The sequence below is a fragment of the Brachybacterium sp. genome, assembly GCF_052095815.1.
Taxonomy (GTDB): Bacteria; Actinomycetota; Actinomycetes; order Actinomycetales; family Dermabacteraceae; genus Brachybacterium.
This window is the reverse complement of record NZ_JBQDLF010000013.1, coordinates 39977-53869: the sequence shown is the minus strand read 5'-3', so window position 1 is coordinate 53869 and position 13893 is coordinate 39977. Positions and strand designations below refer to the sequence as shown.

Annotated in this window: 16 protein-coding genes and 1 pseudogene; 4 read left to right on the top strand and 13 right to left on the bottom strand. The window is 70.9% G+C overall.

The window, feature by feature from the left end; translation table 11 throughout:
• Window positions 1-107: 107 nt before the first annotated feature.
• Together ACTH43_RS07655 and ACTH43_RS07650 are read left to right on the top strand one after the other, a co-directional pair.
• The gene (locus ACTH43_RS07655) at window positions 108-1208 is read left to right on the top strand and encodes an S-(hydroxymethyl)mycothiol dehydrogenase (protein WP_441444327.1); all 1101 of its coding nucleotides are present in this window, start codon (window positions 108-110) and stop codon (window positions 1206-1208) included.
• A complete protein-coding gene (locus ACTH43_RS07650) occupies window positions 1205-1825 on the top strand; it encodes an MBL fold metallo-hydrolase (protein ID WP_441444326.1) in 621 nt (206 codons plus the stop codon). Before ACTH43_RS07655 ends, ACTH43_RS07650 begins: the two co-directional genes overlap by 4 nt.
• A gap of 228 nt (window positions 1826-2053) precedes the next feature.
• Here the strand turns inward: ACTH43_RS07650 and ACTH43_RS07645 are convergent.
• The 6 genes and pseudogenes from ACTH43_RS07645 to infC form a co-directional block, all read right to left on the bottom strand.
• Window positions 2054-2236, bottom strand: a pseudogene (locus ACTH43_RS07645) (hypothetical protein); the annotation flags it as partial.
• 69 nt (window positions 2237-2305) lie between these two features.
• Window positions 2306-4435 carry a cytochrome c oxidase assembly protein gene (locus ACTH43_RS07640; protein ID WP_441444325.1) on the bottom strand — a complete coding sequence of 710 codons (2130 nt, stop codon included), beginning with the start codon at window positions 4433-4435 and terminating at the stop codon, window positions 2306-2308.
• Window positions 4432-5376 (bottom strand): TrmH family RNA methyltransferase, encoded by a 945-nt coding sequence (locus ACTH43_RS07635; RefSeq protein WP_441444324.1) that lies wholly within the window; start codon window positions 5374-5376, stop codon window positions 4432-4434. The genes ACTH43_RS07640 and ACTH43_RS07635 overlap by 4 nt, the downstream gene beginning before the upstream one ends.
• Window positions 5377-5405: 29 nt before the next feature.
• Entirely contained in the window at window positions 5406-5786 is a 381-nt protein-coding gene (rplT, locus tag ACTH43_RS07630; RefSeq protein ID WP_096802603.1) for a 50S ribosomal protein L20, read from the bottom strand.
• Between the two features lie 58 nt (window positions 5787-5844).
• Window positions 5845-6039: a 50S ribosomal protein L35 gene (rpmI, locus tag ACTH43_RS07625; protein ID WP_441444323.1), complete on the bottom strand. Its 195-nt coding sequence runs from the start codon at window positions 6037-6039 to the stop codon at window positions 5845-5847.
• Between the two features lie 25 nt (window positions 6040-6064).
• On the bottom strand, window positions 6065-6643 hold the full coding sequence (infC, locus tag ACTH43_RS07620) for a translation initiation factor IF-3 (protein ID WP_441444340.1): 579 nt from the start codon (window positions 6641-6643) through the stop codon (window positions 6065-6067).
• A gap of 355 nt (window positions 6644-6998) precedes the next feature.
• On the opposite strand from infC, the gene ACTH43_RS07615 reads away from it, so the two are divergent.
• Window positions 6999-7985, top strand: coding sequence for a hypothetical protein (locus ACTH43_RS07615; protein WP_441444322.1), 987 nt, complete (start codon window positions 6999-7001; stop codon window positions 7983-7985).
• A 211-nt stretch (window positions 7986-8196) separates the two neighbouring features.
• Window positions 8197-8505: a DUF1844 domain-containing protein gene (locus ACTH43_RS07610; RefSeq protein ID WP_441444339.1), complete on the top strand. Its 309-nt coding sequence runs from the start codon at window positions 8197-8199 to the stop codon at window positions 8503-8505.
• Between the two features lie 200 nt (window positions 8506-8705).
• Here the strand turns inward: ACTH43_RS07610 and ACTH43_RS07605 are convergent, their stop codons facing one another.
• From ACTH43_RS07605 to ACTH43_RS07575, 7 genes are all read right to left on the bottom strand, one after another.
• The gene (locus ACTH43_RS07605; RefSeq protein WP_441444321.1) at window positions 8706-9593 is read right to left on the bottom strand and encodes an SseB family protein; all 888 of its coding nucleotides are present in this window, start codon (window positions 9591-9593) and stop codon (window positions 8706-8708) included.
• On the bottom strand, window positions 9590-10324 hold the full coding sequence (gene priA, locus ACTH43_RS07600) for a bifunctional 1-(5-phosphoribosyl)-5-((5-phosphoribosylamino)methylideneamino)imidazole-4-carboxamide isomerase/phosphoribosylanthranilate isomerase PriA (protein ID WP_441444320.1): 735 nt from the start codon (window positions 10322-10324) through the stop codon (window positions 9590-9592). Before priA ends, ACTH43_RS07605 begins: the two co-directional genes overlap by 4 nt.
• Window positions 10325-10463: 139 nt before the next feature.
• On the bottom strand, window positions 10464-10622 hold the full coding sequence (locus ACTH43_RS07595; protein WP_441444319.1) for a hypothetical protein: 159 nt from the start codon (window positions 10620-10622) through the stop codon (window positions 10464-10466).
• Window positions 10619-11314 carry an imidazole glycerol phosphate synthase subunit HisH gene (gene hisH / locus ACTH43_RS07590; RefSeq protein ID WP_441444318.1) on the bottom strand — a complete coding sequence of 232 codons (696 nt, stop codon included), beginning with the start codon at window positions 11312-11314 and terminating at the stop codon, window positions 10619-10621. The genes ACTH43_RS07595 and hisH overlap by 4 nt, the downstream gene beginning before the upstream one ends.
• Window positions 11311-11943 (bottom strand): hypothetical protein, encoded by a 633-nt coding sequence (locus ACTH43_RS07585; RefSeq protein WP_441444317.1) that lies wholly within the window; start codon window positions 11941-11943, stop codon window positions 11311-11313. Before ACTH43_RS07585 ends, hisH begins: the two co-directional genes overlap by 4 nt.
• On the bottom strand, window positions 11943-12581 hold the full coding sequence (hisB, locus tag ACTH43_RS07580) for an imidazoleglycerol-phosphate dehydratase HisB (RefSeq protein ID WP_441444316.1): 639 nt from the start codon (window positions 12579-12581) through the stop codon (window positions 11943-11945). Before hisB ends, ACTH43_RS07585 begins: the two co-directional genes overlap by 1 nt.
• Complete coding sequence (locus ACTH43_RS07575) at window positions 12578-13711, bottom strand: histidinol-phosphate transaminase (RefSeq protein ID WP_441444315.1); 1134 nt, start codon at window positions 13709-13711, stop codon at window positions 12578-12580. Before ACTH43_RS07575 ends, hisB begins: the two co-directional genes overlap by 4 nt.
• Window positions 13712-13893 lie beyond the last annotated feature (182 nt).

Here is a 13893-nt window from a genome sequence, read left to right as displayed (position 1 = left end):
GAGCACAACCGCCGACGACGCGACGCACCTCATCGGGACGGCTCCAGTCATCGGGTGATCAGCGCGGATAGGCTGGTGGGCAAACCCCGACCTCGAAGGAGGCCAGCATGACCTGGACCGTGAAGGGCGTCGTCGCCCGCAGTGAGAAGCAGCCCGCCGAGCTGCTCGACATCGTGATCCCCGACCCCGGCCCGAACGATGTCGTGGTCGACATCGAGGCGACCGGCGTCTGCCACACCGACCTCGCCTACCGCGACGGCGGGATCAACGACGAGTTCCCCTTCCTGCTGGGGCACGAATCCGCCGGCCGCGTCTCCGTGATCGGTGAGAACGTCACCCACGTGGAGGTCGGCGACTACGTGGTGCTGAACTGGCGGGCCGTCTGCGGGCAGTGCCGTGCCTGCAAGAAGGGCGTACCGCAGTACTGCTTCGACACCCACAACGCCTCCAAGCCCACGACCCTCACCGACGGCACCGAGCTCACCGCGGCGCTGGGCATCGGCTCCTTCGCGGAGAAGACCCTGGTCCATGAGGGACAGTGCACGAAGGTCTCCGAGGACGCCCCTGCCGAGGTCGCCGGCCTCCTGGGCTGCGGCGTGATGGCGGGCATCGGCGCCGCGATCAACACCGGCGCCGTGCAGCGGGGCGAATCCCTCGCGGTGATCGGTCTGGGCGGCGTGGGCTGCGCCGCGATCGCCGGGGCGAAGCTCGCCGGCGCGACCACGATCATCGGGCTCGACGTCGACGAGAAGAAGCTCGCCGCCGCGAAGGAGCTGGGCGCCACCCACACCGTGCTCACCCAGGGCCTCTCCCCCCAGCAGGTGGCCGAGAAGGTCCAGGAGCTCACCGGCGGCTTCGGCGCTGACGTGGTCGTGGACGCCGTGGGCATTCCGCAGACCTACGAGACCGCCTTCTACTCCCGAGACCTCGCCGGCCGCGTGGTGCTGGTGGGCGTGCCGCGCCCGGGGGTGGAGCTCACCCTGCCGCTGCTGGATGTCTTCGGCCGGGGCGGGTCGCTGAAGTCCTCCTGGTACGGGGACTGCCTCCCCGAGCGGGACTTCCCGTATCTCATCGACCTCTTCCTGCAGGGACGACTCCCCCTGGACCGCTTCGTCACCGGTCGCACCGACCTCGCCGGGGTCGACGGCTCCCTGGATGCGCTCCACGAGGGCGACACCCTGCGCACCGTGGCGGTGATCGGCCGATGACCGCCCGGCTCGCGCACGCCGTCACCTCGGGAACCTTCAGCCTCGACGGCGAGACCCATCAGGTGGACAACAACGTCTGGGTGCTCGGCGATGACGAGCAGTGCGTGGTCTTCGATGCCCCGCATGATCTCGACACCGTGCTCGATCTGGTCGGCAACCGGGAGTGCGTGGGCATCCTGCTCACCCACGCCCACGACGACCACGTGCGGATGGCCCCCGAGCTGTCCGAGGCGCTCGAGGCACCGATCCTGCTGAACCCCGCGGACCGCGAGGTCTGGCAGCTCACCCATGGCGACCTGCCCTGGGACGACGACGTCGCCGACGGCGACATGTTCACGATCGCGGGGGTGAACCTCGAGGCGCTGCACACCCCGGGCCACTCCCCCGGCTCGACCTGCTACTACTCCGAGGAGCTGGGCGCCGTGTTCACCGGCGACACCCTGTTCCAGGGCGGTCCCGGTGCCACCGGGCGCTCCTTCTCCTCCCGGGAGACGATCGAGGAGTCCGTGCGGGAGCGGCTGTTCGCGCTGCCCGAGGACACGGTGGTGCACACCGGCCACGGCCCCGACACCACCATCGGCACAGAGAAGCGGGCGGCCCAGGGCGACTGGCTCTGAGTCCCGCACTGACGGGCCCTCGCTGAGCTGACCCGGCTGAGCACGGGAGCGGCGGCGATCATCTCCGGACGATCGCCGCCGTTCTGCGTCGGGCGCGCGTGCATCCGAGCTCTGTCTGCCCTCGCGTCAGCGGTGCTCAGCGTCTCCGCAGCTCCGTGCGGACGACGTCATGGACCCGCCATCGGTGCGCGGGGCATGCCGTTCGATGTCCTCGAATCCGGCACCCTCCTACGCGCTGTTCGCCCGGATGTTGAACGCGGCGACGCTCAGCACGATGCGATCAGGCATCTCCGAGCGACGGAGCTGCTGCAGCCCGGCGGCGAGGAAGGCGGAGCCGCGGCCGCAGCCCGTGAGATCCGGGTGCAGACCCAGGCTGATCTCACAGGCCTCACCGTCCTCGGTGGGGTCCGCGCTGACGAACCCGGGCCGCGTCGAGAGTCATGGGGCTGAAGCGGAGGACCCGACCCCGCGCATCGTGGCTCATGCGGTCTGCGGGCCGTTCGTAGGAGGGGTCCCCTGTTCAGCGGACGGCCGGACCGCCTCGCCGTCGGCCGCGTCCCCGCGCTCAGCGCCGCCCGCCTCGTCGGCGTCAGCGACGGACGCGACGCCGGACTCCGCTGTGGCCGCCGGCTCCTCCGCCGGGTCCAGATCGCTCTCACCCCGCAGCTGCGCCAGATAGGCGTTGTAGGCCGCGAGCTCCGCGCCGCCGTCGCGCTCCGCCTTGCGGTCGTACTGGCGTGCTCGGCGGTCGTCGGACTTCATCCACATCGCCGCGACGATGATCGCGTAGCCGACGGTCGGGACCTCCGAGATCGCCCACATGATGGTGCCGCCGCGCACCTGGATCAGCTCGAGCCGATCCAACGGGTACATCCCGAGCTGGGTGTACCAGTCCTCCGCGACCAGCCAGGTCGCCGAGACCATGGCCACCCCGAAGAAGGCGTGGAACGCGAGGGTGACCAGCAGGGTGATCAGTTTCAGCACCGGGTTGATCGGCTTCTGGGAGGGGTCGACGCCGATCAGCACCCAGGCGAACAGGTAGCCGGAGGCGAGGAAGTGCACCGTCATCAGCAGATGCCCGACGTGGTGCTCCATGGCCAGCTCGAACAGGGGCGAGAAGTAGAAGACGATCAACGAGCCCACGAAGAGGAACCCGGCCACCGGCGGGGAGGAGACCAGCCGGGAATAGCTGGAGTGCAGAGCGGCCAGCACCCATTCGCGCACGCCGCGGGAGCCGTCGGTGCGGGGCGCGACCGCGCGGGACAGCAGCGTGACCGGGCCGCCGAGCACCCACAGCGGCGGCACGATCATCATCATCGCCATGTGCTGGATCATGTGCGCGTCGAAGCGGAACTTGCCCCAGGCCGCAGCGCCGCCGTTCATCACCCAGGCGAAGGCGAGACAGCCCGCCAGGAAGCACGCGGTCCGGATCCACGGCCAGACATCCCCGCGACGGGTCAGACGCACCACGCCGGTCACGTACAGGCCGGCCATCGTCACGGCCAGGGCGAGAGCGATCCAGTCGGGCTGGAACACGGTGAACAGGGTGCCGGGCGAGAACTCGCGCTCCGGCGGGAGGTAGCCCACCAGGGCCAGGACCCGCAGCTCCCCCACGGCGGGGATCTCCTGCGGGACCGGCGGAGCGGAGCGGCCCAGGGCGATCGACGCACCGATCACCGCGGCCATCACCAGGCCCTCGGTCGCGACGAGGTGACGGAATCGGATCCGCTCCCCCAGCCGTCGCCGCTGCAGAGCACCCAGCACGGCGAGAGTGAGCAGGCCCAGCGCCTTGATCAGCACCACCCGGCCATAGCCGGTGGTGAGCAGCTCGGACCAGTGGGACATCCGGATCCACGCGCTGATCAGCCCGCTGAGCGCGAGGGCTGCCACGGCCGCCAGCGCCCAGGGCGAGAACCGGCGGATCGCGGTGGCCATCTGCGTCTCGTCCATGCGGGCATCGAGCAGGAAGAGCACCAGCAGCCCCCCGGCCCAGACGCTGACCGCCACCAGGTGCACCGACATCGCATTGACGGCGTTGATGTGGTCGAGGCTGGAGCCGGCATGCCCGGCGAGCCCCAGCGCGGCGGCGCCGACCCCGGCGAGGGCCAGCCCCCAGCTGGCCAGCACCGTGGAGCGCGCGAGCGCATAGGCGAGAGCGGACAGCGCCGCGAAGACGGTGATGCTCAGCTGGATCCGGCCCAGCTCACCACCCATCGCCACGTCCCAGAGGTTGAGGTCGCTGCCGGCGCCGGTGGCTTCCAGTCCGACCAGCGGGATCAGGGCGAGGGAGGCCGCCGCCCACAGCAGCGCTCCCGCGGCGCCGAGGCGCACGGTCCGGCGGCGCAGCGGATCCAGGGTGGTCACTTGGCGGCGACCGGGACCCGGCAGCAGCAGCACTGCGGTTCCACCGGCCCCGATGGCGAGCAGCAGGCCCAGGTGGTGCAGTGCACGTACGACCGGCAGGCCCCAGGTGACCAGCGGAGAGGCGGGGACGAGTTCGGCAGGGGCGAGGGCTCCGGTGGCTGCCATGCCCGCCAGGGCGGCGGCGACGGTGAGGAGCAGGAGGATAGGAAGTGCGAGGGCGCCGGCGCGCTGGGAGACGGCGTTCATGCCCCTGCCTGTCGGCGCCGGAGCGTCTCGAAGAGGCAGACGGTCGCGGCGGTGTGGACGTTGAGCGATTCGGCGTGCCCGGCCAGGGGGATCCGCACGGTCAACGGGGCGGCGGCGAGGGTGGCCTCGTCCAGGCCGCGTGCCTCGTTGCCGAAGATCCAGGCGATCCGCGCGGGAAGCGCCGCGGTGAAGAGCTCGGAGTCGGCGTACCCGCTGGTGGCGGCGGCGGCGATGGAGGTGGCGGCGAGCTGCGCGAGCACGTCCTCGATCTCGGCGCCGGTGAGCACGGGGAGGTGGAACAGGCTGCCGACGGCGGCGCGCACCGCCTTGGGTGCGTAGGGGTCGGCGCTGGTGCGGGTCAGCAGCACCAGGTCGGCGCCGGCGGCGTCCGCCGTGCGGATCAGGGTGCCGACGTTGCCGGGGTCGCGAACCTCGTGGAGCACTGCGACGGTGACGGGACCCTCGGGTGGCAGCGCGCCCAGGGCTGCTGCGGCGGCCGACGGGTCCTCGGCGGGCAGGGCGCCGACGGCGACGACCCCCTGCGGGGAGACCAGGGAACCTGAGGCACCGGCAACACCGGCAGTACCGGAGGCACCGAGTGCTTCCGGGGCGCCGGGGGCGTCCGTGGCCCCCGCTGAGCTGGTCGCTGCGGTGTCACGGACCAGGGCGCGCAGGATCTGCTCATCGACGGTGCGTACGGGTACCCCGGCGGCGCGGGCCAGCTCGATCAGCTCGGGGTGGCCCGTGGCCGCACGCTCGGTGAGGAAGACCTCGAGGGCCAGCTCCGGCCGGTGCGCGAGCAGCGAGCGGGCCGACTGGGGTCCTTCGATGCGGAACCTGCCCTGCTTACGACGTGCAGAGCGCCCGGTCAGCGCCGCCACCTTCTTCACCCGCTCGGAGCGGGCAGAGGTGAGCGGAGACTGATCCGGGCGCTCAGGCATTGCGGTTCTTCGCAACAGATGCCGCGATGTCAGGCTGCCGGGGCGTTGACGTCCTCGGGGAGGGCGTTCTTCGCGACCTCGACCAGGGCGGCAAATGCCGGGGCGTCGTTGACGGCGAGCTCTGCGAGCATGCGGCGGTCGACCTCGACGCCGGCCAGGCCGAGGCCCTGGATGAGGCGGTTGTAGGTCATGCCGTTGGCGCGGGCCGCAGCGTTGATGCGCTGGATCCAGAGCTGACGGAAGTTGCCCTTGCGCTTCTTGCGGTCGCGGAAGTTGTAGGTCTGCGAGTGCAGCACCTGCTCCTTCGCCTTGCGGTACAGGCGAGAGCGCTGACCGCGGTAGCCGCTGGCCTGCTCCAGGATTTCCCGACGCTTCTTATGGGCGTTTACCGCCCGCTTCACGCGTGCCACGTGATACTCCTTCGATCGTAAATTCAGGGGCGCGGGAGCAGTGCTCCCACGTGGGCGATCAGCGGCCCAGCAGCTTCTTCATACGCTTGACATCGGCCTTGGCGACAGAGGTGTCGTTGCCGAGACGGCGCTTGCGGGTGGAGGACTTGTGCTCCAGCAGGTGGCGGGCATTGGCCTTCTCGCGCATGAGCTTGCCCGAGCCGGTGACGCGGACGCGCTTCTTGGTACCCGAGTGGGTCTTGTTCTTCGGCATCTGCCTGTTCTCCTTGTGACGTTTCTCAGGACTCGGCGCTGGTGTCGGCCTCAGCCGTGGGAGCGGACTTCTCGTCCTCGCTCCGAGCAGCAGCCTTCTCAGCATCGGTCTTGCGCTTGCGGGCCTCGGCCATGGCCTGGGCCTTCTTCTTGTGAGGCCCGAAGACCATCACCATGTTGCGGCCGTCCTGCCGCGGATGCGACTCGACGAAGCCGTAGTCGGCGACGTCCTCGGCCATACGACCGAGAAGCTTGACGCCCCTCTCGGGACGGGACTGCTCACGACCACGGAAGCGAATGATGACCTTGACCTTGTCGCCACCGTCAAGGAACTTCTCAACATTGCGGCGCTTGGTGTCGTAGTCATGGGTATCGATCTTCAGGCCCATACGGATTTCCTTCTGGACCGTGTTCGCCTGGTTCTTGCGCGACTCACGGGCCTTCAGGTTGGCTTCGTACTTGTACTTGCCGTAATCCATCAGACGCGCGACCGGCGGATTCGCGCCGGGCGCGACCTCGACGAGATCGAGGCCTGATTCCTGTGCGAGACGCAGGGCGTCCTCGACACGGACCTCACCGACCTGCTCGCCGGCGGGCCCGACCAGGAGGACCTTGGGGACCCTGATCTGACCATTGATGCGCTGTTCGCTGATGTTGGCTCCTCACCTTGATTCGAGTCGGAAGACGACGAAAGCCCCCGCATTATCATGCGGAGGCCCCAGGTGCACGCGCCACAGCGCGGTACAGGCATTGCTGCCTGACTGCGATACTGACCCAGCAGCTGTGCGCTCGCGGGCCGGTAGGCTCACGGGCTGATCGCCACGAGGTGGGAAGGGACTCCACTTGAAGGAACTGAAGACGAGGGTCTCGACCTGTTCCAATCGTCTATCCTAGCAGGAGTGCGGCCGCAGTCCAGGTGATGTGCGTCGCGCCCGCATGCTGCGACAACAAGGAGTGCTGGTGGAGACCGACCGCGATGCGTCCGGCGGGGACGACCTCCCCGGTCGTCCCGTCCCCAGCACGCCCTCCCCCGAGTCCCATGACTACGGCTACGGGCAGACACCGCTCGATGCCGCGGGAACCGGCGGTGCTCGCGCCGCCGACTCCGGAATCGCGGAGGACGATGCACCCTCCGCAGCATTCGACGCGGATGAGGCACCCGCCGCCGACTTCTCCGCCGGCGAGGAGACCTCCGCCGCGGTACCCGGGGCCCCCGCCGACAGCGGCACCGGGCAGGTCCCCGCCACCGGCATCCGGCCGGTGACCGCTCTGCGCACGGCGCCTCGAGCAGTGCTCCGTCCTGTTCCCGAGGGATTCCCCACGCCACCGCCGCGGCCGGCCAGGCCCAACCGTCGGCCTGCGCCGCCGAAGGAAGCCCTGCCCGCCGGGAGGAGCCGGCGTGGCCTGCTCATCGCAGGGATCTCGGTGATCGCCGTCCTGCTGCTGGTGGTCATCGTCGGTGGCGGGGTGCTCGCCTTCCGGGCGCTCTCGCCCGCCGCACCCGCAGCCGGTTCGTCGGCCCCGTCGGCGCCCGCGACCGGGACGGCGCAGGATCCAGCCGGCCCCGGGCAGGTGCAGATCGGCGAGGTGACCATCACGGAGGTGAGCACCGAGATCGGTGTACGCAAGGTCGGCACTCCGGGCTCGACCATGGAGCCCGAGGGTGAATACATCGTCGTGATCTTCGAGGTCGAGAACCCGCGCGACACGAGCGTGGACATTGCAGAGCTGGTGGAGCTCGAGGCGGGCGACGGCCAGACCTACGCTCCCGACTCAGACGCGAGCGCGAACTTCGTCGCGGACAGCCGACCCTTCGGAGTGGTCTCCCCGGAGAGCACCGCCACCTTCCACAAGGTCTACGACGTCCCCATCGGCACCCAGCCCACCGGCCTGCACTTCACTTTCGGCATGGTGGACGAGGCCGGGACCCTTCCTCTGGGAAGCTGATCACCGCCCCACACCACCACCCCGCGCGCCCGCACCGGGCGTGCACCACCGACCACGAAGGATCTCTGCAGACGTGAACGATCACCAGCACCACGACCACTCCGGGCACACCGACCACGCGAGCCATGCCGATCACGCCGATCACGCCGATCACGCCGATCACGCCGATCACGCCGAGGCTCCCGCCGCAGGCGCTGAGGAGCTCCGCGATATCGCCGACGTCGCCGCGGTGGAGATCATCACCTCCGCCTGCGTGCACCTGCTGAGCGCTGCGGCCGTGAAGGTCGGGCTCGCGGAGGACGAGGAGACCGGTCAGTACCAGGACCTCGACGAGGCCCGGAAGCTGATCAACGCCCTGGCCGGTCTCGTGACCGCCGCGGCTCCGGAGATCGGCAACGAGCATGCCCGCTCGCTGCGTGACGGCCTGCGCTCGCTCCAGCTGGCATTCGCCGAGGCGCTCCCCTTCCCGGACGCCCCCGGTGAGGCGCCGGGCGAGAAGTACACCGGCCGCGTCTCCTGACCTCGAGGGTTCCTGACCACGCGTCGTCGACCGCGGGTGCGTCGTGCCTGGAACGCGAAGAGTTGCAAGGGGTTCCCGGGAGCTGCGGGGGCCCGGGCCCCTGGGGTTTCTGGGAGCCCCGCTGGGCCCGGGGAGTTCCTAGAAGCCCGCACGGCCCGGGGAGACGCTAGGAGCCTGCAGGGCTCGGGGAGACCCTGGGGTCAGGAGCCGAGGACGAGGCGGAGCGAGCTGATCCGCTCGGCGACCAGCTGCTCGGCGCCGAGGCGTGCCGTGACCTCATCGACTGCCTGACGCACCGCGGGCGCGGTGAGCCCGGGGCGCAGTCGGAGCTGGAGATCCACCTCGGCCCGTTCTCCAGCCCGCGCGGTCAATGCGAGCACCTCGTCAGAGGAGTCGGAGGCAACCCTGTCCAGCACTTCGGCCAGTTCCGGATCCTGGTGCGGAGGGATCCACTCCCTCCCCTGGGCCAGCGCCCACAGCACCGAGCGCGGCAGCAGCACCGGTCCGCCCTCCGCTGCCGGGGTCGCGGGGTCGAGGAGCAGGGCCGTGCAGCCCTCCTGCACCGCTGCCTGCGCAGCCTGCGGGGCGATGACCGGCACCGGCCTGGCGTCGGTGCGCCAGGCGGCGAGGGCCGCCACCGAGGTGAACAGCGGCAGCACCGTCGTGCCGTCGGGCGCCGTGATCGAGACCATCGCCATGTCGGCGCCGTTGTCGCCGGTGAGCCCGTGGGCCGTGGTGCCGGTCTCGGTGGCGACCGCCATGATCGGCACCAGCACCCGGGCTGCGGCGAGGGCGGAGACCAGCTCCTGCCGGTGGGGGTCCTGCCCGGCCCGATGCGCGGCGAGGGCCGCGGTCACTGCCGCGGGTGCGCTGCCATCATCGGCGGGAAAGGGGCTGACGGTGTAGTCCCGTCCCTCCCAGGAGACTCCGGCGGTGTCCGTCAGCGGCGACTTCTCACGGAAATGGGCGGGCAGCGTCCGGTGGATCTGCTCGGTGCGATCGGCGGGCTCCGCTGACGCATCTGGCAGGGCACCTCCGGCTGCCCCGGCCGGGGCCCCAGGGCGGTCGTGCTCCTGCGCCGGGCTCATGGGCGGCCCGCGACGTCGAGCGCCTCGCCCATCGTGAACGCCTGCGCGTACAGGGCCTTGCCGACGATCGCGCCCTCGACGCCGGCCGAGACCAGCTCGCGCAGGGCGCGCAGGTCGTCGAGGGAGGAGATCCCGCCCGAGGCGACCACCTTCGCCTCCGTGCGCGAGCACACTTCGGCCAGCAGCTCGAGGTTGGGTCCGCGCAAGGTGCCGTCCTTGGTGACGTCGGTGACGACGTAGCGCTGGCAGCCGGCCTCGTCGAGCCGCTCGAGGGTCTCCCAGAGGTCGCCGCCGTCGCGGGTCCAGCCGCGGGCCGCCAGAGTGGTGCCGCGCACGTCGAGGCCGACGGCGATGCGGTCGCCGTGCTCGGCGAGGATCTCTGCGGTCCACTCCGGGTTCTCGAGCGCGGCGGTGCCGAGGTTGACGCGGCGGCAGCCGGTGGCGAGCGCCGCGGCGAGCGACTCGTCATCGCGGATCCCGCCGGAGAGCTCGACGTTCATGTCGACGGCTGCGACCACCTCGGCGAGCAGTGCGGCATTGGTGCCGCGGCCGAAGGCGGCGTCGAGGTCCACCAGGTGCAGCCAGCTCGCGCCGCCCTCCTGGAAGGTCAGTGCCGCGTCCAGCGGGGCACCGTAGGCGGTCTCGGTTCCGGCCTCGCCCTGGACGAGCCGGACGGCCTGGCCGTCCTGGACGTCGACGGCGGGGAGCAGCTCGAGCACGGGAGCGGTCATGGGGTGCCTCCTGGAAGCGGTGGTCGGACGATGGCCCGGACGGTGGTGAAGTGGTCTCAGAAGAAAGTGATCTCGGAGGAAGTGATCCCAGAGAAAAGGGTGGGCGCAGGTGCAGCGGAGCCGGATGAGGGTCTCCGGCTCAACCGGTCTGGATGCGCCAGATGGAGATGCCGAAGCAGATCAGTCCGAGCAGCAGCAGGCCGACGCTCGACCACCAGGGCTTCTTCGAGCGGTAGAACGACCAGGCGCCGCCGAGCAGCATGCCGCCGGCGAACAGGGTCAGGAACGCGACCATCATGAGACGGTCTCCCTCTCGTAGCGCGGGAGGGTGCGGAGCCAGTTGGCCAGCAGCTTCGCTCCGGCATCGCCGGACTTCTCCGGGTGGAACTGGGTGGCGGTGAGCGCACCGTTCTCGACGGCGGCGATGAAGCGGTCGCCCCCGTGCTCGGACCAGCTCACCTTGGGTGCGGCGAGCGAGCCGATCTGCTCCATCTCCCAGCGCCGCGCGGCGTAGGAGTGCACGAAGTAGAAGCGCTCCTCGGTGATGTCCTCGAAGAGGGCGGTGCCCTCGGCGGCATCGACGGTGTTCCAGCCCATATGGGGCACGACCGCCGCCTCCAGGCGGGTCACCTCTCCGGGCCACTGTCCCAGCCCGCGGGTGCGTTCACCGTGCTCGGCGCCGGTCTCGAACATGACCTGCAGACCCACGCAGATGCCCAGGACCGGGCGGCCCCCGGCGAGGCGCCGCTCGATGATGCGGTCCCCTCCGACGGCCTTGATCTGCTCGAGGGTGGCGGCGAAGGCGCCGACCCCGGGGACGACCAGTCCATCCGCGGTGAGCGCGCGGTCACGGTCCGCGGTCAGCTCGACCTCGGCTCCGGCCGCCTCGAGCGCACGAACCACGGAGCGCACATTGCCGGAGCCATGATCGAGCACCACCACATGGGCTGCGGGGACCGGGGCGGCGCTGGGGGCGGTCTCTTCCGTCACTTGCGCTTCTTCCCGTAGGCGATCCAAGCGAGCGCCTCGGAGCGGCTCAGGGCGGACGGGTCCAGCCCCTCCCCCAGCTCCTCGAGGGTGGTCGCGCCCAGCAGCAGCTCCTCGACGAGGTCGTCGACCGCACCGAGCACGATCGCGGGCGAGATGTCCTCGCCCCGCTCGCCGTTCTTGTACCGGGTCGCCGTCATGCGGTCACCGCGGCGCCAGAACAGCACGATCCCGTTGCGCTGCAGGGCGGTCGAGGCGATCGCGGCGAGATCATGAGCGGCGGCCTCGGCGAGCGGACCGATCGCGATCGCGCCGGTGCTGCTGTCGTGGGTGCGGGTCCCGACGGGGATGTCGATCCCGTCGGTGCGGGCCTCCCGGCCCAGCCGCACCACGCCTGCCAGCGCCTTCGCGGAGGCGACGGAGGTCGCGATCACCGCGACGCTGGGCACCTCTTCCTCGCCCGTGGTGTCGGTGAGCACGTCCTCGACGGTCAGCGGGGCATCGTCCTCGAGGGAGATGCCTTCCATGAGGCGTGCGAACTCCGCGTCGATGTCATCGGCGGGACGGCCGGATCCCTCCGGCTGCTCTCCGGGACGGTCCTGACGCGGATCCTCGGGATCGACGGCGCTCATCACAGTGCTCCCTTGGTGGAGGGGACGTCCAGGACGCGGTCGTCGTACGCGCACGCAGCACGGAGCGCGCGAGCGAGGGCCTTGAACTGGGCTTCGACGATGTGGTGGGGATCGCGGCCCTCGATCAGCCGGATGTGCAGGCAGATCGCGGCGTGGTGGGCGAGGGACTCGAAGACGTGCCGGGTCAGCGAGCCGGTGAAGTGGCCCCCGATGAGGTGCGTGGCCTGGGCCTCGCTCTCCCCCGAGTGCACGCAGTAGGGCCGGCCGGAGAGGTCCACGACAGCCTGGGCGAGGGACTCGTCCAGCGGGACCAGCGCGTCGCCGAAGCGCGCGATGCCCCGCTTGTCGCCGAGGGCCTCGCGCAGCGCCTGGCCGAGCACGATCGCGGTGTCCTCCACGGTGTGGTGGGCGTCGATGTGCGTGTCACCGGTCGCCTTGACCGTGAGGTCGAAGCGGGCATGGGTGGCGAGCGCCGTGAGCATGTGGTCGAAGAAGGGCACCGTGGTGGAGACATCGACCTGGCCGGTGCCGTCGATGTCGAGGGTGAGCTCGATCGAGGACTCGCGGGTGGTGCGGCTGAGGGTCGCGGTGCGCGACGGGCGGGCGGCGGCGCTGGGCGTGTTGGGCGTGCTGGTCATCGGGGGTCGGCCTCCTCGAGGGCGGTACGGAATGCGGCGTTGTTCTCCGGCGTGCCGATCGACACGCGCAGCCAGCCGGCGGGGCCGACGGCTCGGATGAGGACTCCGCGCGCGAGAAGCGCCTCGAACACGGAGTCACGGTCGGAGAAGCTGCGGAACAGGATGAAGTTCGCATCGGACGGTGCCACCTCGTGGCCGCGCGAGGCAAGGTGCTCGGCGAGCGCATCACGCTCGGTGCGCAGCAGCGCGACCTTGCCCAGCAGCTCCTCACGGTGAGCGAGGGCGGTGCGGGCGACCGCCTGGGTGACGGCGGAGAGGTGGTAGGGCAGGCGCACCACTCGCACGGTGTCCACGATCGCGGGATCGGCGATCAGGTAGCCGAGCCGGGCGCCGGCGAGTGCGAAGGCCTTGGACATGGTGCGGGCCACCACCAGGTTCTGGTGCCGCCCCAGCAGCGTGAGCGCGCTGGGGACGCCGTCCCGGCGGAACTCCCCGTAGGCCTCGTCGACCACCAGCAGGCCCCGGGTCGCTGCGAGCGCGGTCGCCGCCGCCTCGACGACGTCGAGATCGAGCGCGGTGCCGGTGGGGTTGTTCGGGCTGGTGAGTACCACGATGCTGGGCCGGTGCGCGGCGATCGCCGCGGTGACCGCCTCCGCGGTGAGGGTGAAGTCGGGGGCGGGGCCGCGCTCGGCGGTGACCCAGTCGGTGTAGGTGTCCCGCGCGTACTCGGGGTACATCGAGTAGTGCGGGGTGAAGCCCAGCGCGGTGCGGCCGGGGCCGCCGTAGGCCAGCAGCAGCTGGTGCATGATCTCGTTCGACCCGTTGGCGGCCCAGACGGCGTGGGCGTCCGGCGCGGGGATCCCGGATTCTGCGGCGAGATAGGCACCGAGGTCGGCGCGCAGGTCCAGCGCCTCCCGATCCGGATACCTGTTCAGGCCCACGGCGGCCTCCGCCGCGGCGCGGCCGATCGCGGCGGCGAGCTCCGGCGAGGGGCCGTAGGGGTTCTCGTTGACGTTCAGCGCATGCGCGACCTCGAGCTGGGGAGCGCCGTACGGGGCGGCTCCCGCGATGCCGTCCCGCGGGGCGGGCAGCACGGAGCTGTCGAGGGTCGGAGCAGGGTTCACGGACATGGCCTCCATGGTAGTTCGCACCGGCTGCTGGCGACCGTGTCGTCCGCTCGCTGAGGTGTCCCATGCCGACGACAGGCGCTGCAGGTGCCCGGCGGCATGTATGACGCCGTTCCCCGCGGGCATGGCGGCATTCCCTGCGGCGTGGCGCCCTTCACAGAGCGGGCGGCGACGACGGGCGCCTC